At 61.9% G+C, this 22,693-nt stretch carries 19 protein-coding genes and 1 tRNA gene; 6 read left to right on the forward strand and 14 right to left on the reverse strand.

Going from position 1 to position 22,693, the window contains the following annotated elements; genetic code table 11:
* Nucleotides 1-2: 2 nt before the first annotated feature.
* Nucleotides 3-2,066 (forward strand): ATP-binding protein, encoded by a 2,064-nt coding sequence (locus L0962_RS18300; protein WP_234085811.1) that lies wholly within the window; start codon nucleotides 3-5, stop codon nucleotides 2,064-2,066.
* 12 nt (nucleotides 2,067-2,078) lie between these two features.
* On the opposite strand, the gene L0962_RS07890 is transcribed toward L0962_RS18300, so the two are convergent.
* Nucleotides 2,079-2,696, reverse strand: a complete 618-nt coding sequence (locus L0962_RS07890) for a TetR family transcriptional regulator (RefSeq protein WP_234085813.1) — start codon at nucleotides 2,694-2,696, stop codon at nucleotides 2,079-2,081.
* Nucleotides 2,697-2,820: 124 nt separating this feature from the next.
* Between L0962_RS07890 and L0962_RS07895 the strand changes: the two genes are divergently transcribed.
* Genes L0962_RS07895 through L0962_RS07905 form a run of 3 tightly spaced genes read left to right on the forward strand, consistent with a single transcriptional unit; the run spans nucleotide 2,821 to nucleotide 8,579 of the window.
* Complete coding sequence (locus tag L0962_RS07895; protein WP_234085815.1) at nucleotides 2,821-4,026, forward strand: efflux RND transporter periplasmic adaptor subunit; 1,206 nt, start codon at nucleotides 2,821-2,823, stop codon at nucleotides 4,024-4,026.
* A gap of 9 nt (nucleotides 4,027-4,035) precedes the next feature.
* Nucleotides 4,036-7,158 (forward strand): efflux RND transporter permease subunit, encoded by a 3,123-nt coding sequence (locus tag L0962_RS07900; protein WP_234085816.1) that lies wholly within the window; start codon nucleotides 4,036-4,038, stop codon nucleotides 7,156-7,158.
* Complete coding sequence (locus L0962_RS07905) at nucleotides 7,155-8,579, forward strand: efflux transporter outer membrane subunit (protein ID WP_234085817.1); 1,425 nt, start codon at nucleotides 7,155-7,157, stop codon at nucleotides 8,577-8,579. Before L0962_RS07900 ends, L0962_RS07905 begins: the two co-directional genes overlap by 4 nt.
* A gap of 154 nt (nucleotides 8,580-8,733) precedes the next feature.
* Here the strand turns inward: L0962_RS07905 and rlmB are convergent, their stop codons facing one another.
* The 3 genes from rlmB to rnr all read right to left on the reverse strand — a co-directional run bounded on the left by rlmB (nucleotide 8,734) and on the right by rnr (nucleotide 12,402).
* Nucleotides 8,734-9,465: a 23S rRNA (guanosine(2251)-2'-O)-methyltransferase RlmB gene (rlmB, locus tag L0962_RS07910; RefSeq protein ID WP_234085818.1), complete on the reverse strand. Its 732-nt coding sequence runs from the start codon at nucleotides 9,463-9,465 to the stop codon at nucleotides 8,734-8,736.
* A 66-nt stretch (nucleotides 9,466-9,531) separates the two neighbouring features.
* Nucleotides 9,532-10,074: a bacteriohemerythrin gene (locus L0962_RS07915; RefSeq protein WP_234085819.1), complete on the reverse strand. Its 543-nt coding sequence runs from the start codon at nucleotides 10,072-10,074 to the stop codon at nucleotides 9,532-9,534.
* An 81-nt stretch (nucleotides 10,075-10,155) separates the two neighbouring features.
* A complete protein-coding gene (gene rnr, locus L0962_RS07920) occupies nucleotides 10,156-12,402 on the reverse strand; it encodes a ribonuclease R (RefSeq protein ID WP_234085820.1) in 2,247 nt (748 codons plus the stop codon).
* Nucleotides 12,403-12,442: 40 nt separating this feature from the next.
* Between rnr and L0962_RS07925 the strand changes: the two genes are divergently transcribed.
* Both L0962_RS07925 and L0962_RS07930 read left to right on the forward strand, forming a co-directional pair.
* A tRNA-Leu gene (locus tag L0962_RS07925) sits at nucleotides 12,443-12,527 on the forward strand.
* A 214-nt stretch (nucleotides 12,528-12,741) separates the two neighbouring features.
* Entirely contained in the window at nucleotides 12,742-13,128 is a 387-nt protein-coding gene (locus tag L0962_RS07930) for a hypothetical protein (RefSeq protein ID WP_234085821.1), read from the forward strand.
* A 48-nt stretch (nucleotides 13,129-13,176) separates the two neighbouring features.
* Here the strand turns inward: L0962_RS07930 and L0962_RS07935 are convergent, their stop codons facing one another.
* From L0962_RS07935 to L0962_RS07980, 10 genes are all read right to left on the reverse strand, one after another.
* On the reverse strand, nucleotides 13,177-14,484 hold the full coding sequence (locus L0962_RS07935; protein WP_234085822.1) for an adenylosuccinate synthase: 1,308 nt from the start codon (nucleotides 14,482-14,484) through the stop codon (nucleotides 13,177-13,179).
* A 5-nt stretch (nucleotides 14,485-14,489) separates the two neighbouring features.
* Nucleotides 14,490-15,644, reverse strand: a complete 1,155-nt coding sequence (locus L0962_RS07940; RefSeq protein ID WP_234085823.1) for an ATP phosphoribosyltransferase regulatory subunit — start codon at nucleotides 15,642-15,644, stop codon at nucleotides 14,490-14,492.
* Nucleotides 15,641-15,826, reverse strand: a complete 186-nt coding sequence (locus L0962_RS07945; RefSeq protein ID WP_234085824.1) for a DUF2065 domain-containing protein — start codon at nucleotides 15,824-15,826, stop codon at nucleotides 15,641-15,643. Before L0962_RS07945 ends, L0962_RS07940 begins: the two co-directional genes overlap by 4 nt.
* A gap of 12 nt (nucleotides 15,827-15,838) precedes the next feature.
* Complete coding sequence (gene hflC / locus L0962_RS07950; RefSeq protein ID WP_234085825.1) at nucleotides 15,839-16,708, reverse strand: protease modulator HflC; 870 nt, start codon at nucleotides 16,706-16,708, stop codon at nucleotides 15,839-15,841.
* Nucleotides 16,708-18,000, reverse strand: coding sequence for an FtsH protease activity modulator HflK (gene hflK, locus L0962_RS07955; protein ID WP_234085826.1), 1,293 nt, complete (start codon nucleotides 17,998-18,000; stop codon nucleotides 16,708-16,710). Before hflK ends, hflC begins: the two co-directional genes overlap by 1 nt.
* Before the next feature lie 20 nt (nucleotides 18,001-18,020).
* Nucleotides 18,021-19,190 (reverse strand): GTPase HflX, encoded by a 1,170-nt coding sequence (hflX, locus tag L0962_RS07960; protein WP_234085827.1) that lies wholly within the window; start codon nucleotides 19,188-19,190, stop codon nucleotides 18,021-18,023.
* Between the two features lie 60 nt (nucleotides 19,191-19,250).
* A complete protein-coding gene (gene hfq, locus L0962_RS07965) occupies nucleotides 19,251-19,487 on the reverse strand; it encodes an RNA chaperone Hfq (RefSeq protein ID WP_121458428.1) in 237 nt (78 codons plus the stop codon).
* A 73-nt stretch (nucleotides 19,488-19,560) separates the two neighbouring features.
* Nucleotides 19,561-20,892 carry a ribosome biogenesis GTPase Der gene (gene der, locus L0962_RS07970; protein WP_234085828.1) on the reverse strand — a complete coding sequence of 444 codons (1,332 nt, stop codon included), beginning with the start codon at nucleotides 20,890-20,892 and terminating at the stop codon, nucleotides 19,561-19,563.
* Nucleotides 20,889-22,052, reverse strand: a complete 1,164-nt coding sequence (gene bamB, locus L0962_RS07975) for an outer membrane protein assembly factor BamB (RefSeq protein ID WP_234085829.1) — start codon at nucleotides 22,050-22,052, stop codon at nucleotides 20,889-20,891. The genes der and bamB overlap by 4 nt, the downstream gene beginning before the upstream one ends.
* Nucleotides 22,052-22,693, reverse strand: a complete 642-nt coding sequence (locus L0962_RS07980) for a tetratricopeptide repeat protein (protein ID WP_234085830.1) — start codon at nucleotides 22,691-22,693, stop codon at nucleotides 22,052-22,054. The genes bamB and L0962_RS07980 overlap by 1 nt, the downstream gene beginning before the upstream one ends.

Below are 22,693 nucleotides of genomic sequence, written 5' to 3' on the forward strand. Positions count from 1 at the left end.
CCGTGCCGCTCCGCCGTCGCCGCACCCTGTTTTTTTCGCTGACCATCGTCATCGGCTCATGGATGGCAGCCTATGCGCTAACGCTGTTCCACCTGCGCAACGAAACGCTGGGCGATGGCTTGAAACAGGCGGAAGCACTGGCGCATAACTTCGAGGCCGAACTGACACGCACCCTGGACATGGTCGACTTGCTGTCCCTGAGTGTCGAACCCAGGGACAGCGCAACACCCGCTTCACTGCATTTCTCGCACAACCTGAACGACGCCCTGCGCCAGGCCCCCTATCTCCGCTCGATATCGGTGTTGACGCCCGAAGGCAGGGTACTGGCCAGTTCGACGCCGGCCAACGTCGGCAAGCAGGTCTCCTTGCAGGATTTCTTTCCCGAGATCGACCCGGCAGCGGCAAACTTCCGCATCGGTACGCCATGGCAGGGGCGCGACCTGAACGAGGCCCGCCCAAGCACTCCCGAAGCACCGGTGGTTGTCGGCGCCCCTTATTTCCTGCCGGTCATCCGGAAAATCGGCCAGCAGAATCAGACGCTGGTGGTATTGGCTGCGCTCAATCCGGATTATTTCCTGCTCCATTTCACCAAAATGCTGTCCGCCCATGACGGCCGGGTGCAGATCGTCCGGCTGGATGGCCGACTGCTCGCATCGACCGCCGGCAACGATCTGCCCGGCAGCGAGCGCCGGGCCGGCGATGTGGAAATCCTGTTCGCGCAAACTGAATTCGGCCGTATGGAACAGACATTGCCGGACAGCCAACGCTATCTGTCGGCCTTTCACGTATCGAGTCACTATCCGGCGGCGATTGTCGTTCACCTCGACCGTGACGGCGTACTCGACCGCTGGCGCGACAACGTCCGGGGTCTGTCGGCCATCGTTTTTCCCATTCTGGCCGCGTTGACCGCAGCCATGCTGATGTACTGGCGCCGCCAGCAACGACTGATCGAACGCGAACGCGAACTCGATGCCCAGCGGCGACTGACCGCCAGCCTGTTCGAAGCGACCAGCGATGCCGTGTTCATGACCGCGCCGGACGGTGCGATCCTGGCCGCCAATCCCGCCTTCGAGCGTATCTCCGGTTACGATGGCAGCGAGGTGTTGGGCAGCAATCCGCGCCTGCTGTCTTCCGGGCTGCACGACCGGAATTTCTATCAGACGATGTGGCACAGCATCGTGACCACCGGCCACTGGCAGGGAGAAATCACCAATCGGCGCCGGGATGGCAGTCTCTATCTTGGCCTGCTGACGATCAACGCCGTCCGCGACGAGACCGGTCGACTTGCCCACTACGTCGGCGTCACCGCCGACATCGGCGAACGCAAGCGCCAGGAAGCCGAAATCCTTGCCGCCCGAGACAAGGCAGAAGCCGCGTCGCGCGCCAAAAGCACATTCCTGGCAACGATGAGCCACGAACTGCGTACGCCGCTGAACGGCATGCTCGGCATGACCGAACTGCTGTTACGCTCATCGCTCGACCATCGTCAGCGCCACCGGCTGGAAGTCGTACGCAGTTCCGCCGAATCGCTGCTCGGCATTCTCAACCAGATACTCGACTACGCGCATCTCGAAACGCACGGCATCGACATCGAGCGAGCACCGTTCGATCCCGTTGCGCTGATCAACGATGTCGTCCGCTTATTCGCGCCCCAGGCGTTGGCAAAATCACTCGCGCTGGCGGCGTCGACCGCAGGAACGCTGCCGCCAGCCGTCATCGGCGACACGTTGCGCCTGCAGCAAATCCTGATGCATCTGCTGGGCAATGCCATCAAATTTACGGAAGAAGGCCGGATCGAAGTTCAACTCTCGCTGAACGATACCGGCGACAGACTGCGCATTTCCGTATCCGACACGGGAATCGGCATTGCGGAAGCGGTATTGCCGACGCTATTCACCGCCTTCATGCAAGGCGACGGCTCGCTGAGCCGCCAGCACGGCGGAACCGGACTCGGTCTGGCAATCAGTCGACGGCTGGCGGAAGCCATGGGCGGCGACCTGACTGCGCACAGCCAGGTCGGCCACGGCAGTTGCTTCGTGCTGGAACTTCCGCTCGAATGTCCCTGATGGAAACCGGGCTCAACGCCGGCGCATGGCGATATGGCGAACAATCATTGCCGGAATTTCCTGTTCGAGCCCGGCACCTTTATTGCACCCGAAGGTCAGATGCAGCAGGCCACTGGTGAAAGCCCAGGTGTCCAGTGCGGCAGCGCCCGGTTCGATCCCCTCGCGCAAGCTTCCCTTGTCGCTGGCCGCCCGGTACATGCGCTCGATCTTGGCAACGAAATCACGTGCAGGACGCCCCACTTCCTGCTGAATACTGGCAAACTCATCGACATATTCGCAACGGGAAATCATGATTTCAAAGACTTCGCGAGCCACCGAACAACTCTCCAGTGCGCGGAAAAATTCCTGGATCGAAGCCTGGATGGCATCGAGCGGGTCGGCGAAAGCCGGATCGTAGAGAATGGCATCGGTCCGTTCGAGCATCGGCGCAAAGACATCCTCGCGCATGGCGAAGAACAGTTCCGCCTTGTCCTTGAAATGCCAGTAGATCGCCCCGCGCGTCACGCCGGCTTCCTTGGCGACCTTGTCCAGCGAGGAGCGGCTGACGCCGCACGAATGAAACACGCTGCGCGCAGCCTCGATGATGTCCTTGCGCGTTTTCTCCGCTTCTTCCTTCGTTTTCCTGACCATCTCGCTTCTCCGGTCGCCGCTCTCGAAACAGGGCGAGGCAATGTCCGAGTTTTTCTCTCGGGCTTATTTACATACATCCTTGTCTGTATATAATAGACCAAAATTTCCCTTTTGGAGTCCCAACATGACATCGCAACCACGTTTCCGTCATACCGCCCTCGCGCTGCTCGTCGGTGCCGCGCTGCTCGCCGGCTGTTCCGACAAGCAGGCCCCCGCCCAGGCAATGGGACCGTTGCCGGTGACCACGCTGGAAATGCAACCGCAATCGGTGCCAAGCTCGATCGAAGTGATGGCGCAGACCGAAGGGGCTCGCGAAACGGAAGTTCGCGCCCGCGTCGGCGGCATCCTGGTCAAACGCTTCTATCAGGAAGGCGATACGGTCAAGGCAGGCCAGCCGCTGTTCCAGATCGACCGTGCACCGTATGAAATCGCTCTGGCCGAAGCCAAGGCCAGGGCCGAGCAGACCGAACGCGAAATGAACCGCCTGCACAAGCTGGCCGACGCCAAGGCGATCAGCCAGAAGGATTACGACGATGCCCGTTCGAACAATGCCATGGCCCAGGCCGCGCTGCGCCAGGCTGAACTGAATCTGTCCTGGACGACCGTCACCGCACCGGTCTCCGGGGTCAGCGCCCGGGCGGTACGCTCCGAAGGCAACCTGATCGGCACGGCCAACGACAATTCCCTGCTCACCTCGATCTACCAGACCAACCCGATGTGGGTCCGCTTCTCGCTGGGCGAAAGCGATCTCGCGAAATTGCCGGGCGGCCGGGTCACCGAGAAACAAATCAGCGGCGTCGAACTCGTGCTGCCCAACGGCCAGATCTACGACCAGCCGGGCAAATTGAATTTCGTGGCATCGAACATCGACACCACGCTGGGCACCCAGGCGCTGCGCGCCGAGTTCGCCAACCCGACCCAGCAGTTGCTGCCGGGCCAGTTCGTGCGCGTGCGCTTGCTGACCGGCATGCGCGACGGCGTCTTCCTGGTGCCGCAGTCGGCCGTGCTGCAGACGGAGCAAGGCACCCTGCTGATGACCGCAACGCCCGACAACAAGGTCGCACCGCGCCCGGTCCAGGCCGGCGAATGGCGTGGCAAGGACTGGGTCATCCTCGGCGGCCTGCAGGCCGGCGACCGGGTCATCGTGGACAATCTGATGAAACTCAAGCCCGGCGCCCCGATCGCACCGCATGCGCCGGGCCAGCCGCCTGCCGGCGCACCGGCGCAGGGCGGCGCCCCCGCAGCCAAGGCCGAAGCACCGAAGGCCGACACCGCCGCCACGGACAAGCCGGCCGCTCAGGACAGCGCAGCGCCCGCCAAGAAGGACTGAGGACCAACCATGTCTAGATTCTTCATCAATCGACCGATCTTTGCATCGGTCATATCGATCATCATCGTCATCGCCGGCCTGGTTGCCGCCCAGGTGCTGCCGATCGCACAGTACCCGCAGATCGCACCACCGACCGTGCTGATTTCCGCGACCTACCCCGGCGCATCGGCCGAAACCCTGGCCAAGACGGTTGCCGCGCCGATCGAGGAACAGTTGAACGGTGTCGAGAACATGGTGTACTTCACCTCCTCGGCAACGGCCAACGGGACGGTGACGATCACCGCCACCTTCGAAGTCGGCACCAACGTCGATATGGCTGCGGTCAACGTCAACAACCGGGTCAAAGCGGCTGAAGCGCGCCTGCCGGAAGCTGTCCGACGCAACGGCGTGATCGTGCAGAAACGCTCCAACGACATCCTGCAGGTCGTTGCGCTGAAATCCGACCAAGGGCGTTACAACACGCTCTATCTGTCGAACTACGCAACGCTGAACATCGTCGACGAACTGAAGCGCCTGAAGGGCGTCGGCGACGTTACCGTGTTCGGTGCCCAGGATTACTCCATGCGTGTCTGGCTCAAGCCCGACCGCATGGCGCAACTGGGAGTCACGACGGCAGAAGTGGCCGCCGCGATCAGCGCCCAGAACGCCCAGAACGCGGCCGGCAAGATCGGCCAGGAACCGGCGCCGGATGATCAGCAACTGATCTACACCGTCACCGCCAAGGGACGTCTGCTGACCGAAGAGGAATTCGGCAATATCGTCGTGCGCGCCAGCGGCCCCGGCGGCCTGCTGCGCGTCAAGGACATCGCGCGCATCGAACTGGGCGCCTACAGCTACGACCAGCGCGTTACGCTGGACGGTCAGCCGACCATTGCCATGGGGGTTTTCCTGCAGACCGGCGCCAACGCGCTGGAAGTGGCCGAAGAGGTCCGCCAGAAGATGGCTGAACTGAAACAGCTGCGCTTCCCCGACGGCATGGACTACGTGATCCCCTTCGACACCACGCGTTTCGTCTCCGCCTCGATCAACGAGGTGGTGCATACCCTGATCGAAGCGATGATCCTCGTGCTGGCGGTGGTTTACATCTTCCTGCAGAGCTGGCGCGCCACGCTGATTCCGATGGTCGCCGTGCCGATCTCGCTGATCGGTACCTTCGCCGGTCTCTGGCTGTTCGGCTTCTCGATCAACACGCTGACGCTGTTCGCCATGGTGCTGGCCATCGGTATCGTCGTGGACGATGCGATCGTCGTGCTCGAGAACGTCGAGCGGATCATGGCCGAGGAAAAGCTGCCGCCGAAACAGGCCGCCATCAAGGCCATGCACGAGGTGACCAGCGCCCTGATCGCCATCGTCCTGGTGCTGTGCGCGGTATTCGTCCCGGTCGCCTTCCTGGGCGGCATCGCCGGCCAGCTGTACAAGCAGTTCGCCGTCACCGTGGCGGTGGCCGTGGTGCTTTCCGGTGTCGTCGCATTGACCTTGACGCCGGCACTCTGCGCGCTGCTGCTCAAGGCCCAGCACACGGAAAACAAGCTGTTTGCACCGTTCAACCGGATGTTCGAGCGGCTGACCGACAATTACACCAAGGCCGTCGGCTTCACGCTCAAGCACGGGATCGTCGGCACCCTCGTCTTCATCGCGGTGATTGCCGTCACAGCATTCTTCTTCCGCATCGTACCGGGCAGTTTCGTGCCGGCCGAAGACCAGGGCTACCTGATCTCCGCACTGATGCTGCCCGACGGCGCGACGCTCAAGCGGACCGAAAAGACCGGCGAAAACATGCGCCAGATGATCGCCCAGGACGAGGCCGTCAAGCACACCTTCGTCGTCTCCGGTTTCGACCTGATCGGCGGCGGCAACAAGCCGAACGCGGGCACCATGTTCATTCCGCTCAAGGACTGGTCCGAACGTCAGGGCAAGGCTCAGGATCTGGCCGGCAAGTTCATGGGCATCGGCATGATGCAGAGCGACGGCCTCGGCCTCGTCTTCAACCCGCCGCCGATCATGGGCCTTGGTACGGCGGGCGGTTTCGAGGTGTACGTACAGAACCGTGTCGATGGCGACGCCAAGAAGCTCAACGAAATCGTTCAGGCATTCATGGCCGAACTGCAGAAGCACCCGGAATTCACCCGCATTTCGACGTTCTTCCGGCCGACCATCCCGCAACTCTTCATCGAAGTCGATGAACAGAAGGCATTGGCGCTGGGCATTCCGGTTGCCAACATCTATTCGACGCTGCAAAGCACGATGGGCGCCCTCTACGTCAACGACTTCAACAAGGCCGGTCGCGTCTATCGCGTTCAGTTGCAGGCCGAGGCGCCCTATCGGATGAAGCCGGAAGACATCGGCAAGGTCTATGTGAAGAGCGAAAGCACCGGTGCGATGATCCCGCTGTCCGCCGTCAGCCGTGTCAAGAACGTGGTCGGTCCGGAACAGGTCGAACGCTTCAACGGCTTCATCGCCGCCAAGGTGATGGGCGACTCGAAGCCCGGCGTCAGTTCCGGCGAAGCGATCAAGATCGTCGAGGACGTCGCTGCCGCGACGCTGCCCGACGGTTACGGCATCGCCTGGACCGGCCAGGCCTTCCAGGAAAAGCGGACCTCGGGTTCGTCGATCCAGGCCTTTGCATTCGCCATCATCATGGTCTTCCTGATCCTGGCGGCGCAATATGAAAAGTGGTCGCTGCCGCTGGCTGTCGTGATGGCCGTGCCGTTTGCCTTGATGGGCGCGCTCACCGCAGTCTGGCTGCGCGGCATGCCGAACGACATCTACTTCCAGATCGGTCTGGTGGTGTTGATCGGCCTGGCCTCGAAGAACGCCATCCTGATCGTCGAGTTCGCCGCCCAGAAATACGCCGAGGGGATGAGCGTCGCCGATGCGGCGATCGCCGCGGCGCGCCTGCGCCTGCGCCCGATCATCATGACCTCGCTGGCCTTCGTGCTGGGCGTGTTCCCGCTGGTCAAGGCAAGCGGCGCCGGTGCCGCCGCCCGTCAGTCGATGGGGACCGGCGTGTTCGGCGGCATGCTCGCCGCCACCTTCATCGCCACGCTGTTCGTGCCGCTGTTCTTCAAGTGGCTGGAGCGCGGCAAGCAGATCGACCATCGTCACGTGACGGTCGAGGAGGACAAAGAATGATCTCGCATTCCCTGAAAGCCCTGGCCCCGATCGCGCTGGCCGCCGCCCTGTCGGGCTGCGCGGTGGGTCCGGACTACCTGCGTCCCGATGCCTGGCTGCCGGCCGCGTTCCGCGATGCCCCCAGCGCCGAGGCCAAAGCCGACGTCGAAAATCCTGCGGTCGACGCCCGCTGGTGGACACTTTTCGGCGATGCCAAGCTGACCGAACTGGTCGATACCGCGCTGACCAACAATGCCGACCTGCGCCAGGCCATCGCCCGCGTATCGCAGGCCGAAGCAGCCGCCCGCGAAGCCGGCGCCTCGTTGTTCCCGGCCCTCGATGCCCAAGGCTCGATCAGCAACAACAAGCTGAGCGAAAAGACCGCGACCTGGTCGGTCAATTCGCCGGACATCCTGCGCGCCCGCAGTGCCAGCCTGGTGCTGTCGTACGAACTCGATGTCTGGGGACGCGTGCGACGGCTCAACGAATCGGCACGCGCCAGTTTCGTGGCCAGCCGTTACGGACGTGACAGCATCCGGTTGTCGGTTGCCGGACTGGTGGCCAGCAGCTATCTCAACCTGCGTTCACTCGATGCTCAGTTGGCGGTCGTCGCCGACTCGCTGAAGAGCCGCACGGAAAGTGCCGAGCTGGTCCGTACCCGCGTCGGTGCCGGGCTGGTTTCGCCGCTCGACCAGTACCAGGCCGACGGCGCGGTCGCCGCGCTGAAAGCCCAGCAGGCCGAACTGCGCCGGGCCCGCAGCCTGGCCGAACATCAGCTGGCCCTGCTGACCGCCCAGCCCGACCTGCAGATCGAAGCGGGTGATCTGCGTCAGCTGCCGCTGCCGCCGGTTCCGCCGGCCGGCCTGCCGGCCGATCTGATCGAGGCCCGGCCGGACGTCCGCCAGGCCGAACAACAGCTGATTGCCGCCAACGCCAACATCGGCGTCGCCAAGGCCGGTTATTACCCGAAGTTCTCGTTGACCGGCAGCGTCGGCAGCGAGAGCAAGACGCTGTCCGATCTGTTCACCGGCGGCGCGTCGACCTGGGGCACCGGCCTCGGGCTGCTGATGCCGATCATCGACTTCGGACGCACCTCGGCCCGCGTCGATCAGGCCAGGGCGCTCAACGAGCAGTCGCTGGTCGCCTGGCAGAACAGCCTGCAGGTCGCTTACAAGGAAGTCCGCGACGCGCTGGTCAACCTGCGCGAATATGGCGAGATCGAAACGGCGCGCGACGCCCAGGTGAGCAACGCCGATCAGGCGCTGAAGCTGGCCCGCACGCGTTACGACGCCGGCTACTCGGGTTATCTGGAAGTGCTCGATGCCCAGCGCACCGCCAACGACGTACTGCTGGCGCAGATCGCTACCCGCCAGGCCCGCCTGGGCGCTGCCGTCGATCTGTTCAAGGCCCTCGGCGGCGGCTGGAAGCCGGACGCGTCGTAAGCCTGCTGCGGTCGACACCGGAAATCCCGGATTTCCGCGGTCGACCGCAACTTTCCCGGGAATTTGCCGTGCTTCGGCCGAGCCGTGCAGCACGCATCATGGCACTCCCCGATATTCACGGAATCCTGCGGTCGACCGCAGGATTCCGCATTTTTCAGCCCAGGCGGCGACGCGCCTCGAACAGGCAGACGCCGGCGGCGACCGAGACGTTCAGGCTCTCGACGCTGCCGTGCATCGGGATACGCACCAGCTGGTCGCAGGTATCGCGCGTCAGCCGACGCATTCCCTCGCCTTCGGCACCGAGCACCCAGGCCGTCGCCGGCGGCCAGTCCGAGGTATATAAATCGCCGTCGGCTTCACCGGCGGTGCCGACCACCCAGATTTCACGCTCCTTGAGTTCGCGCAGCGTGCGTGCCAGATTGGTCACCGTCACGTAAGGCACCGTCTCGGCAGCGCCACAGGCGGTCTTGACGGCAACGTCGGTCAGGCCGACCGAGCGGTCCTTCGGCGCGATCACCGCATCGACCCCGGCGGCATCGGCAACCCGCAGGCAGGCACCGAGATTGCGCGGGTCGGTGACGCCATCGAGCACCAGCAGGAAAGCCGGCGTTTCGAGCGTATCCAGTACATCGTCCAGATGCAGGGTCTTGCGCCCGCCTTCCAGGCGCGCCACAACGCCCTGGTGACGCGCCCCCGGCGCCATCCCGTCGAGCCGCTTGCCGTCGCAGGCAACGATCTTGACCCCCTGGAGTTCGGCATGACGCAGCAGGTCGCGGGCCCGGCCATCCTGGCGCGTCGCATCGATCAGAATCTCGCGGACCGACTCCGGGTCGTGGCGCAGCTTGGCAGTGATGGCGTGAAAGCCGTAGATCAGGCGGGAACTCATGGTTGGCTCGGCAAAGGTGAAGGGGACGGATTTTACCGCCAGCGACCGGTTGACCGCAGCAATCGCTCAAACCGGATCGGCAGAAAGCGTCTGACGCGCCATCCAGCGCGCCAGCAGCACGTCGTGCAGGGCGATGTGATTGTCGACCCAGGTTTGCAGCAAGGCGTCGAGTTCGCGGATCAGGACCACCGTCTGCAGGCGGTCCAGGCGGGCAATGATCTGCTGAACCTTGCCGGAGATCGCCGCATGGTCTTCCATGTGGGCAGTGCATTGCTCGCGGTCGAGCATCAGCAGCAACGAGGTGCGCATGACTTCTTCCTCGTGGCGGAAATGCTCGAGGATGAAAGCCAGCAGATCGCCCAGCATGCCGACCAGATCACTGTCGCAACGACGCTGCTCGGCACTGGAGCAGGTCGCGCAATTGCGGTGCGAAGCCTGTACCGTGCAGATGTCGCGCAAGGTACGCATCATGCCGAGCAGCATCGCATGCTCGGCATCCAGCTCGCGGTGCCCGGTGAGCAGCGCCGGCGGCAAGCTTGCCAGTCCATCGTCCGCATCAGCGGCACGTGGATCAGGCTTCAGCTGCGCACGGTCATCCCGCTGGTTCATGCCGCTACCCGTATCGACGAAACCGAATATTCTAGCGGCAAACCTCCATGAACGGCAGGAAAATTATGCCGAAAGGCATAATCAGCGTCGGGACTTGGCTTTTTTCCTCGCGCGCGGCACATCGGACGGCTTCTCTGCCGATGCAGCCCTGACCTCGCGAACCAGGACGAAGTCGATCTTGTTGGTCTCCAGATCGGCCCGCACCAGTTTGACGCGGACCCGGTCACCCAGGCGGAAACGCTCGCCGGTCCGTTCGCCGAGCATCTGGTGCTTGATGTTGTCGAACTGGAAGTAGTCCTGCCCCAGTTCGGACACATGCACCAGGCCCTCGACATAGACCTGGTCGAGCGCAACGAAGATACCGAAGGCAGTCACCGCCGAAATGGTGCCGTCGAAGACTTCACCGATACGCTCCTTCATGAAGAAGGTCTTCAGCCAGTGCTCGACATCGCGCGTCGCCTCATCGGCCCGTCGCTCGGTCGCCGAGCACTGCAGGCCGATGTCGTCCCAGGGCTGGCCCGGGTCGTATTTCTCGCCGGCCAGCACGGCCTTGATCGCCCGATGCACCAGCAAGTCGGGATAGCGCCGGATCGGCGAGGTGAAGTGCGTGTAATGCTCGTAAGCCAGACCGAAATGGCCGACGTTGTCAGGGCTGTACATCGCCTGCTTGAGCGAGCGCAGCATCACCGTCTGCAGCAACTGGAAATCGGGCCGCGGCTTGATCTTCTCGAGCAGCAAGGCGTAATCCTTGGCACGCGGATCGTCGCCGCCGCCGAGCGTCAGCCCGAACTCGCCGAGGAAACTGCGCAGGTTCTTCAGTTTGTCCTCCGAAGGCGCCTCGTGGATGCGATACAGGCAGGTCTGCTCGTGGCTGGCGAGGAAATCCGAGGCGCAGACGTTGGCCGCCAGCATGCATTCCTCGATGATCCGATGCGCATCGTTGCGCACCACCGGCACGATGTTGTCGATCTTGCCTTGATCGTTGAACAGCATCATCGTCTCGGTCGTCTCGAAATCGATCGCGCCACGCTGAGCGCGCGCCTTGTGCAGGGCCTGATAGAGCTTGTACAGATTCTGCACCTGCGGCAGCACGCTGCGGTCGACCTCGGTTTCCGGCTTCTTTTCGCCGGCTAGCCACGACCATACCTGGTTATAGGTCAGCCGTGCGTGCGAGCGGAATACCGCCGGATAGAAGCGGTAATTGCCGATCTTGCCGGCAGCGCTGATCGCCACATCGCAGACCATGGCCAGCCGCTCGACATCGGGGTTCAGCGAGCAGATGCCATTGGACAGCTTTTCCGGCAGCATCGGAATCACCCGGCGCGGGAAATACACCGAATTGCCACGCGTCAGCGCTTCCTTGTCGAGCGCCATGCCCGGCTTGACGTAATGCGAGACGTCGGCGATCGCCACCACCAGCCGCCAGCCCCGGCCCTGCTTCTCGCAATAGACGGCGTCATCGAAATCGCGCGCGGTTTCGCCGTCGATCGTCACCAGCGGCAGGCTGCGCAAATCCTCGCGCCCCTTGTGATCGGCCTTGCGCACCTTGTCCGGCATCTTCTTGTTCTCGTCGAGTGCAGCCGGCGGAAACTCGAAGGGCAGATCGTGCTTGCGCAAGGCAATCTCGATTTCCATGCCGGGATCGGCATAGTTGCCCAGCACGTCGACGATACGCCCGATCGGTTGCGAATGCTTGCTGGGCTGCTCGATGATTTCGACCATCACCACCTGACCGGATTGCGGCCGGACTTTTGCCTTCGTCTCGGGGGGCACCAGAATGTCCTGTGCAATGCGCTTGTTTTCCGGCACGACGAAGACCACCCCGTGCTCGACGAAAACTCGACCGACCACCTTGCTGTTGGCCCGTTCGGTGACTTCGACGATGCTGCCTTCCGGACGCCCCTTGCGATCCACGCCGGTCACCCGAACCAGCGCCCGATCACCGTGCAGCACCTTGCCCATCTGCCGCTGGTCGAGAAAGATGTCGGCGCTGCCGTCATCGGGAATCAGGAAGCCGTAGCCGTCCGGATGCCCCTGGATACGCCCCGCCGTCAGACTGGCCCGTTCAGGCAGGATGTAATCGCCCTTGCGGTTGCGCATCAACTGTCCTTCGCGCTCCATCGCGCCCAGTCGGCGCAGGAACATGTCCTGCTCGGCCTTGACGATATCCAGGCGCTCGGCCAGCTCGCCGAATGTCAGCGGCCGACCTTCGTCGGCCAGGATCTGTGCGATGTACTCGCGCGACGGCAGCGGAAATTCGTAGTGTTTGGCTTCGCGCTCGAAGAAAGGATCGGCGCGACGAATCTTTGTTAACTTTTTTCTTGACATCTGTTTTTCTTTCTCTATAATGACGGTCTTTCGCATCTGTGCCCAGGTGGCGGAATTGGTAGACGCACTAGTTTCAGGTACTAGCGCTGAGAGGCGTGGAGGTTCGAGTCCTCTCCTGGGCACCAGCGATTCTTGTTAAAGGGTCTTGCTTCGGCAAGGCCTTTTTTCATTTTGTGCTTCGTTTTCGGCAATACGTCCTGAGGCATGGGCGGCATTGTCTCACAACGTAGGCCATTCCCCCGCCTGCAACATTTGCTCACAGCTGATTACAAGGCGGAGTCATCCTTCGGGTCGGCACCGCGTTATTGTCTCTACGAACACCGCATCGCGAGGCAAGTCATGAAGCAACTCACCCGATTCACCCTGCCGCTCCTGCTGGCCAGCCTGTTGGCCGGCAACGCAATTGCCGGCCCCGGATACCACGGCGAACATCGGGGTTACGGCCCGGGGCCGTACTACGGACCGCCGTCGTACCAGCGCCACTACGCCCCCCCGCCTCACCATCACAATCGCTGGATCGGCCCGGCCGCCGTACTGGCCATTGGCGGCCTGGCGCTCGGCGCGGCAATCGCCGCCTCGCCACCACCACCTGCACCGCAGGTCATCTACACCGCACCGCCGCCACCGCAGCCGCTTGGCAGTTGGTATTTCTGCCGCTCGTCGGGACAGTACTATCCGTACACCCAAGCTTGTCCGGAAGGCTGGGTCGCTGTCGCTCCCCGCTGAAACGAAAACGGGCCCCTAGGGCCCGTTGACCGCAGCAGCGCCCGGCGCTTACTTGAAGGGGTGCTGCTTGAGAATGGTCTCGTCGCGCTCCGGGCCGGTCGACACAATGGCGATCGGTACTTCGCACAGTTGCTCCAGACGGTTCAGATAGGCCTGCGCATTGACCGGCAGGTCTTCCCAGCGCTTGACCCGGAAAGTGCTACCTTCCCAGCCCGGCATGGTTTCGTAGATCGGTTCGCAACGCGCCACATCGTCGGCACCGATCGGCAACAGATCGATCTCCTTGCCGTCCAGCCTGTAGCCGGTGCAAATCTGGATTTCCCCGAGACCATCGAGCACGTCCAGCTTGGTGATGCACAACCCGGTCAATCCGTTGATCCGCGCCGAGCGGCGAAGCAGTGCGGCATCGAACCAACCACAGCGACGCTTTCGTCCGGTCACCGTGCCGAATTCCTTACCGACAGAGAACATCTGATGGCCCGGCGTACCTTCGGTATCGATATCCAGTTCGCTCGGGAACGGACCGCCGCCCACCCGTGTGCAATAGGCCTTGGTGATGCCCAATACGTAATGCAGCATGCTCGGACCGATGCCCGACCCGGCTGCCGCCTGACCGGCGACACAATTGGACGAAGTGACGAACGGATAGGTGCCGTGATCGATATCCAGAAGGGTCCCCTGGGCACCTTCGAAGAGCATGTTGTGACCGGCCTTGTGTGCATCGTACAGGGCAGCCGAAACATCCACGACGAGCGGCTTGATGAATTCCGCGTCGGCCATGGCCTGGTCGTAGACGGTCTGGAAATCGACTGGCTCGGCCTTGAAATACTGGGTCAGCACGAAGTTGTGGTACTCCAGCACTTCCTTGAGCTTCTCGGCAAAGCGCTCGGGATAGAACAGATCATAGACGCGCAAACCGCGACGGGCGACCTTGTCTTCATAGGTCGGACCGATACCCTTGCCGGTCGTGCCGATTTTCTTGTCGGCACACTTGGCGCTTTCACGTGCCTTGTCGATGGCCGAATGATAGGGAAGGATGATCGGGCATCCCGGGCTGATCTTCAGGCGCGAGCGAACGTCAATGCCACCCTTTTCCAGTTCCGCGATCTCGGTGATCAGGTGATGGATATCCAGCACCACGCCGTTACCGATATAGCAGTCGACACCTTCGCGCACGATACCGGACGGTACCAGGTTCAGCTTGTAGACATTCTCCCCGACCACCAGCGTGTGACCGGCGTTGTGCCCCCCCTGGAAACGCACCACACCCCTGGCGTGATCCGTCAGCCAGTCGACAATCTTGCCTTTCCCTTCGTCGCCCCATTGCGTTCCGACGACGATGACATTCTTGGCCATTTTGTTCAATCCTCTTGTATCGCTTCAATAACCCAATGCTCGCCAACATTGGCCAGCTTCCGGTCGCAATAAGGCCCTTCGCAGGCCGCCTCGCCCGGCAACAATTCAACCACGGTCTCGCCACGCTCGCGCAGGGTGCGGATACACTGCGCCAACACCGGGTCACCTCCAGCATGCGGCGAAAGAATGCCGCCCTTTTGTGCGGCCCGATCGACCAGGCGTGCAACTTCGCGCAAATCCATCGAAAAGCCAGTGGCCGGGCGGGCACGGCCGAAAGCACTGCCCACACCGTCATAACGCCCCCCCACGGCAATTGCCGAGGGATAGCCGGACAGATAAGCGGCAAACACCACGCCGTTGTGATAGTGATAACCTCGCAAATCAGCCAGATCGATCGAGAACGGCAATTCTCCGGCCTGATCGACGAGATGATTGAGCTGAGCAAGGGCGGCCCGGACTTCCGGAAGATCCGGCAGACGTAACGCCGCTTCGGCCAGCACACCACGGCCTCCGTAGAGTGCCGGCAAGGCAAGCATCGCTTCGCGATACGGCGAAGCCATCGCAGCACAGGCTTCGGTCAGGCCGGGAATGTCCTTGCCGCGCAACAACTCGAGCAAACAGGCCTCGGCTTCGGCGGGCAGTCCCGCTGCTTCAACCAGCGCCCGGAAAATACCAACGTGACCAAGATCAATGCGTTGCAGTGGCTGACCAATGCCAACGAAGGCGGCAGCCATCAGGCGAATCACTTCCAAATCGGCTTCGATCCCTGCATGTCCGTACAATTCCGCACCGACCTGCAAGGCTTCGCGCCCCGCCGAAATGCTGGCCGGCAGCGTATGCAGAACGCTACCGCAGTAGCACAGCCGGGTTACTCCTTGGTGATTCAACAAATGCGCATCGATACGCGCTGCTTGCGGCGTGATATCGGCACGCACGCCCAGCGTTCGCCCGGAAATCTGATCGACCAGCTTGAAGGTGCGCAACTTCAGATCTTGTCCAGCACCAGTCAGCAGCGATTCAAGATATTCCAGCATCGGCGGCATGACGAACTCATAGCCATGAACCCTGAACTGATCCAGAAGATTGCGACGCAGCGATTCGAGATGGGCCGCCTCCGCGGGGAGGGCATCGGCCAGGTATTCGGGGAGCAGCCAGTTCATGACAGGAAAATCATCAAAAAAAGTCCGATCAGCATCGAAGTCAGACCGACGAAACGAATCTGACCATCGGAAAACTGAATCAGCCGCCGGAAGGTTTCACGCCAGGCGGTTGGCGCGACGAAGGGCATCAGCCCTTCGAGTACGAGCATCAGGGCAAATGCCAGCAACAGCGAGGAAGTCATGGCAAGGCGACCTTAGCGGCCGACGTTCTTCATGTATTTGAAAAAGTCGGAATTCGGTTCAACAACCAGAATGTCGCTCTTGTGACCGAAACTGTTCCGGTAGGCTTCCAGGCTGCGATAGAAGGCATAAAACTCGGGGCTCTTGCCAAACGCATCGCCATAAATGGCCGCCGCCTTGGCATCGCCCTCGCCCTTGATCTTCTGGGCATCGCGGTAAGCCTCGGCAACCAGCACTTCGCGTTGCCGATCGGCGTCAGCACGAATCTTCTCCGCCTCGGCAGCGCCCTCCGAACGGAGTTCATTCGCCACTCGCTTGCGCTCGGCTTCCATCCGGCGATAGACCGCGTCGCTGACCTCTTCCGGCAGTTCGACCCGCTTCAGACGGACGTCGACGATCTGCACGCCGATCTTGCGTGCATCGACATCGGCTTTTTCGCGCATCTGATCCATGATCTTGTCGCGCTCACCGGAAATCACGTCATGCACCAGACGCTTGCCGAACTCTTCACGCAGGCCGGCATTCACCGTCTGCGTCAGCCGCGTGCGCGCCCGAGCCTCATCGCCACTCACCGAAATGTAGTAGAGCTTGGAATCGACGATACGCCACTTGATGAACGAATCGACCAGCACGTTCTTTTTTTCCGACGTGATGAAACGTTCCGGGTCGGAACTTTCAAGCGTCAAAATACGGCGATCGAAGTAACGAACGTTCTGCACGAAGGGAACCTTGAAATGCAGACCTGGCTCGACGATTTCGCGCTTGACTTCACCCAGTTGGAAAACCAACGCGTACTGACGCTGATCGACAGTGAACAGCGACATCGCCAGAACAACCAGAACGAAGGCGACAACGCCCCCCAGCAGATTCATGCGCGCGTTCATCAGCGGGCCTCCCGATCACGCGAACTGAGCGAACCCGAACGCGAGCCGACGTTGAAATTCTTGTCCGACTGCGGCGCAGCCTCCAACTGAGGCGGAACGCCACCACTGAAATTGCTGCCGGCGGCACGCGGCGATACTGCCGCCGCTTCACCGGTCGCGGCCTGGATGGCCGGCGCAGTTGCTGCCTGCATCAGCTTGTCGAGCGGCAGGTAGAGCAAGTTGCCCTGTCCCTTGGCATCAACCATGACCTTGGTGGTATTGGCATAGATCTGCTGCATCGTTTCAAGATACATGCGCTGACGTGTGACTTCCGGCGCCCTGGCGTACTCCACCTGAATCTGCTTGAAGCGCGACGCATCACCCTCAGCCGTCGAAATCACACGCTGGCGATAACCCTGGGCCTCTTCGAGCAAACGCGCCGAGGTACCCTTGGCCCGCGGAATGACATCATTGGCATATGCCTGCCCTTCGTTCTTCTGACGTTCGCGATCCTGGCCGGCCTTGACGGCATCATCGAACGCGGCCTGCACCTGCTCCGGCGGCTGGGCATTCTGCATCGTCACCTTGGAGATCAGGATTCCGGACTGATAGCGATCCAGAATTTCCTGCATCAGCTTGGCTGCTTCGGTAGCAATCTGTTCCCGCCCTTCGTAAAGCACGAAATCCATCTTGCTCTTGCCAACGATTTCGCGAACCGCAGTTTCCGCCGCACCGATCACCGCGTCGTCTGGATGGCGGTTGTTGAACAGGTATTCGACCGGGTCCTTGAGGATGTATTGAACGGCAAACTGGATGTTCACGATGTTCTCATCGTCCGTCAGCATCAGGGCTTCCTTCAGCACCTTATTGCGTTCGCTGCCCCGATAACCGATTTCCACGGTACGCACACCGGTCAGATTGACCAATTCGTGCGACTGGATCGGATAAGGCAAGCGCCAGCGCAGGCCGGGCTCGGTCGTTTCCTTCAAACTGCCGAACTGAAGGACAACACCTCGCTGCGACGCGTCGACGATATAAAAACCGGAAGCCAGCCAGACGACAGCAACCAGACCGACCAGCAGACCAAGGCCTCCCCCCAGAAATTTGGGGTTGAAATCGACCTGGGGCATGCGCGGACCATCGCCGCCATCGCCGCCACCCCGACCTTTCTTGCCGAGCACACCGGAAAGCTTGCGGTTGAAATCCCGCCAGAGTTCTTCCAGATCGGGCGGACCATCGCTCGGGCGACGCGAGCCACCCGGCTTGTCGTCATTGCCGCCCCGGTTGCCCCATTGAGGGTCGTTCAGCGACATGAGAATACCTAGCGTCGGGATCATGTTTGTCGGGAATCCAAGGTTGAATCGTATGGGTTCAAAGGCGCGGGGCCATCCTGCGCCTTGCGACGGGCATCGGATTTAGCCCGGGCGTATTCGGCCAGTGTTTCGCGCAGAAGTTCAAGCCCCTGCCCCGAACGCGCGCTGATCCGAACCCGGCGGATATTACCATATTCATCCCGCTCGACCCCGGGCCCAGCCTCGGTCAGGTCGATCTTGTTCCAGACCACAACCTGCGGAACCGTGCCAGCGCCGATTTCATCGAGAACCTTGTCCACCTCGAGCATCTGCTCATCACGGGCATGACTGGCGCTGTCGACGACGTGCAGCAGGATATCTGCATCCCCTGCCGCTTCCAGCGTGGCATGAAAGGCATCGACCAGCGAATGAGGAAGATCGCGAATGAAGCCGACGGTGTCGGAGAGAACAATATTGCCGCCCCCCTCGACCCACAATTTCCGGGAAGTGGTATCCAGCGTGGCAAACAGGCGATCTGCCGCATAGACGCCGGCATGCGTCAAGGCGTTGAACAGGGTCGACTTGCCGGCGTTTGTGTAACCAACCAGGGAAACGTTCAGCACATCGCCGCGCATCCGGGCCTTGCGCTGCACGCCCCGCTGCCGGTTCAGCCTTGCCAGACGCTCCTTGAGCAACTTCACCCGATTGCCAAGCAGACGGCGATCGGTTTCAAGCTGCGTTTCACCAGGACCACGCATACCGATCCCGCCGCGCTGCCGCTCAAGGTGGGTCCAGCCCCGAACCAGACGGGTGGACAGGTGCTCAAGCTGCGCGAGTTCGACCTGCAACTTGCCTTCGGCGCTCGCGGCACGCAATGCGAAGATATCGAGAATCAGGCTGGTGCGGTCGACAACCCGGCATTTCAATTCCCGTTCGAGATTGCGCTGCTGAGCCGGCGAAAGTTCATGATTGAAGATCACCAGTTGACCATCGGTTGCCGCCAGCATCGCCGCCACCTCGTCGACCTTGCCTTTGCCGGCATAGGTCTTGGGATCGGGACTGTGGCGACGGCCACGCACCTCGGCAACGACGATTCCGCCTGCCGATTCAGTCAGCAAACGAACTTCCTCGATACGGTCCTCGATATCGGCATCGCCAAAATCGAGTTGAACGATGACGGCGCGCTCGCCAGAAGCGGGACGCTCAAACATACCGGAAAAATCTTCGGAAAAAGCGGACCCCGCCGTGACGGGGCCCTGCTGGGGAGCGGCTTATTCTGCGGCCTGCTCTTGCTGGATATTGACCGGCCGTGCGGGAACGACGGTCGAGATGGCATGCTTGTACACCATCTGGGTCACGGTGTTCTTCAATAGAACGACGTACTGGTCGAAAGATTCGACCTGTCCCTGCAGCTTGATGCCGTTGACCAGGTAGATAGAAACGGGAACATGCTCGCGACGCAAAGCATTGAGGAAGGGGTCTTGTAAAAGTTGCCCTTTGTTGCTCATGGTGTGGACTCCATGTGTGTTGTTTTATTGAGGGTCCTAATGTACCCAAAATTGTTGGGGGATGCCAAAGATTTTACTTCTTGTCCTTGTCGGCGAAAGGATTCTTGGCCGCGACGAACTGGATGCGCAAAGGGGTTCCCTGAAGCTTGAACGCCTCCCGGAAGGTATGCTCGAGATAGCGCCGGTAGCTGTCCGCGATCTGGTCGACGGCATTGCCGTGAACGACGATGATCGGCGGGTTCGAGCCCCCCTGGTGGGCATAACGCGGCTTGGGCCGGAACAGACCATGCTTGGGCGGCGCCTGCTTGGCAATCGCATCGGACAGCACACGTGTCAGGCGCGGCGTAGACAGCTTGGTCATCGCCGCCGCATAGGCCGAATCGACTGACTTGAACAGGTTGTTCAGGCCAACGTTTTCGCGCGCCGAGATGAAATGGAATTTGGCGAAATCGAGGAACTTCAGCTTTCGTTGAAGGGTCTGGCGTGTCTGTTCGCGGACGTAAGCATCCAGACCATCCCATTTGTTCACCGCAACCACCAGCGCGCGGCCGGATTGCACGACGAAGTCCGCGATGTGGGCATCCTGGTCGGAAACATCCGCCTGGGCGTCGACCATCAGGATCACCACGTTGGCATCCTCAACCGCTTTCAGGGTCTTCACGACCGAGAATTTCTCGATCGCCTCGAACACCTTGCCGCGCTTGCGCATACCAGCCGTATCGACGAGCACGTAATGACGGCCGGCCCGCTCGAAATCGATTTCGATCGAATCCCGGGTAGTGCCCGGCGCATCGAAGGCGATCACCCGCTCTTCGCCGAGCAACGTATTGATCAGCGTGGACTTGCCGACATTCGGGCGACCGACGATCGCCACGCGGACCGCTTCGGTCGCGACCTCCTCATCCTCCGGCTCGGGGAATTCCTCAAGCGCCAGATCGACCAGATTGCGCACGCCGTCGCCGTGGGCGGCCGAAATGGCATACGGCTCGCCCAGCCCCAACTCGTGGAAATCGGCCTCGACCATGCCACGATTCAGCCCTTCGGCCTTGTTGACCGCAACAAGGACCGGGCGCTCCAGACGCCGCAGCTTGTTGGCGATTTCCTTGTCGTGCGGCGTGATTCCCGTCCGACCATCGACCACGAAGATAACGGCATCCGCCTCGGCGATAGCCTGCTCGGTCTGGCGCGCCATTTCGTGCAGGATGCCATCCTTGACCAGCGGCTCGAAGCCGCCGGTATCGACCACCAGATAGGGCTTCCGGCCAAGTCGGCCATGCCCGTAGTGGCGGTCTCGCGTCAGCCCCGGCAGATCGGCAACAATCGCGTCGCGCGAGCGGGTCAGGCGGTTGAACAGGGTGGATTTGCCGACATTGGGTCGGCCTACCAGAACGATGGTCGGTTTCATTTCGGCTCGATCAGGCGAAGTTCGCCACCGCTGGTCTGAACCAGGAAGGCCGAATCGAACACTTTCACCGGTGCCTTGATCGGCTCGCCGTCCGTTTTCTGGCGCCCGACGAAAGCCCCCTCGTCACGCGACAGGAAGTGCACATAACCCTCGGCATCACCCACCGCGACATACCCGAGACGTACCGCGGGTGCCGAAACGCGTCGGTTCTTCAACTTGTCCTGCTTCCACAGGCTGCTGCCCGAAAGTCGGTCGAGGCCGTAGACGACGCCCTGATCGTCCGTGACGAACAGGTAGCGACCATCCAGCGCCAGGCCGACCGAAGACGAAATGTCACGCGACCAGATCAGGCTGCCGCCCTGCGCCATGTCGAAGCAGGCCACCCGCCCTTGAAAGGCCACGGCACACAGTTGCGAGCCTTCCATCACCGGCGGCGCCACGACATCAGCCACCCGGTCGAGTTCGGTCGCCCCCTTCGGCAACGCGACGGCACCCTCCCAGACCGGTGCGCCGTTCTGCAGGGACATGGCAACGATCTTGCCGCCCGGGAAGCCGGCAAAGACGAAACGATCGGCAAAAACCGGAGCACTTGTCGTACGGACCGACAGCGCCGGCGTCGAACGCTGATAGACCCATTTTCGGGCACCATCCTCAAGACCGAACAGGAAGATGCTGTTGTCACCGCTGCGCACGGCGACGCCTTCGTCACCGACGGTCGGCGGGGCCAGCACCTCGCTGTTCACCCGTGCCTGCCAGCGCGGCTTGCCATCCTCTGCCGAAAAAGCCAGCACCTCGCCTTTTGGCGTACCGACCACCACCAGACGGTCATTGGCACCGACGCCGGCCGACAGCGGCTGGCCGACATCGATCTTCCAGACACGCTTGCCCCCCTCGAACTTCTCCAGTACGCCCTTGCCGGCGGCGGCGTAAACGGCGTCACCGACCGTTGCCGGCACGAAAACCATATCGTTGCCGGCCTTGGGCACGCTGACCGACCAGCGGGTCGTGAATTCGGTTCCTGCGGTCAACGGCGGCAAGGGCGACATTTTGGGGCCCGACGAACCGAAGGGATTGATGGCATCCAGCGCATTCGACATCGTGCTGCAGCCACCAGCCGCCAGCACCGACAATACGGCAAGCGTGATCAGACGACTACGCATCAGGCGGCCTCGCCCATACTGTCGAGTTTCTGTTGCAACAACTCGCGCGAAGCGGCGTTCGCCGGTTCGCCCATTTTTTCCAGCGCCGTCCGGTAAGCGTCACGCGCATCGTTCCTTTTCCCTTGTGCTGCCAGCACATCGCCCTTCGCTTCGAGGAAACGGGCATCAAAAGCGGCCGCGTGACCGCCATCGAGCTGCTTCAACGCCTCGTCATACGCCTTTTCGTCGAGCAACACGGCAGCCAGACGCAGACGGGCGACATCCCGAACCTCATCCTTGGCATTGTCCGCCGCCCAACTCAGCTGCGCCCGCGCAGTCTTCAAGTCACCGCTGTCAAAGGATTGCCGGGCGGCCAGCAAGGCGCCCATGCCAGCATAGCTGCTGCGACCGTATTTCTCGGTCAACTCGCCCGCCAGCGACTTGATTTTCTGCGCATCGCGCGCGTCGACCGCATGTTCGAGCGCGTCGAACACCGCCGCCGCCTTGCCCGACTCGCCATCCTGATACCAGTTCCAGCCACGCCAGCCGACGACGGCAACGGCAACGGCCAGCAGCAGGCTGGTCACCAGATTGCCATACGCGTTCCACCAGGCCTTGATGGAGTCGATCTGTTCCTGCTCTTCGAGGTCGTAATGCGCCAT

This window comes from Azonexus sp. R2A61 (assembly GCF_021401135.1).
Classification (GTDB): domain Bacteria; phylum Pseudomonadota; class Gammaproteobacteria; order Burkholderiales; family Rhodocyclaceae; genus Azonexus.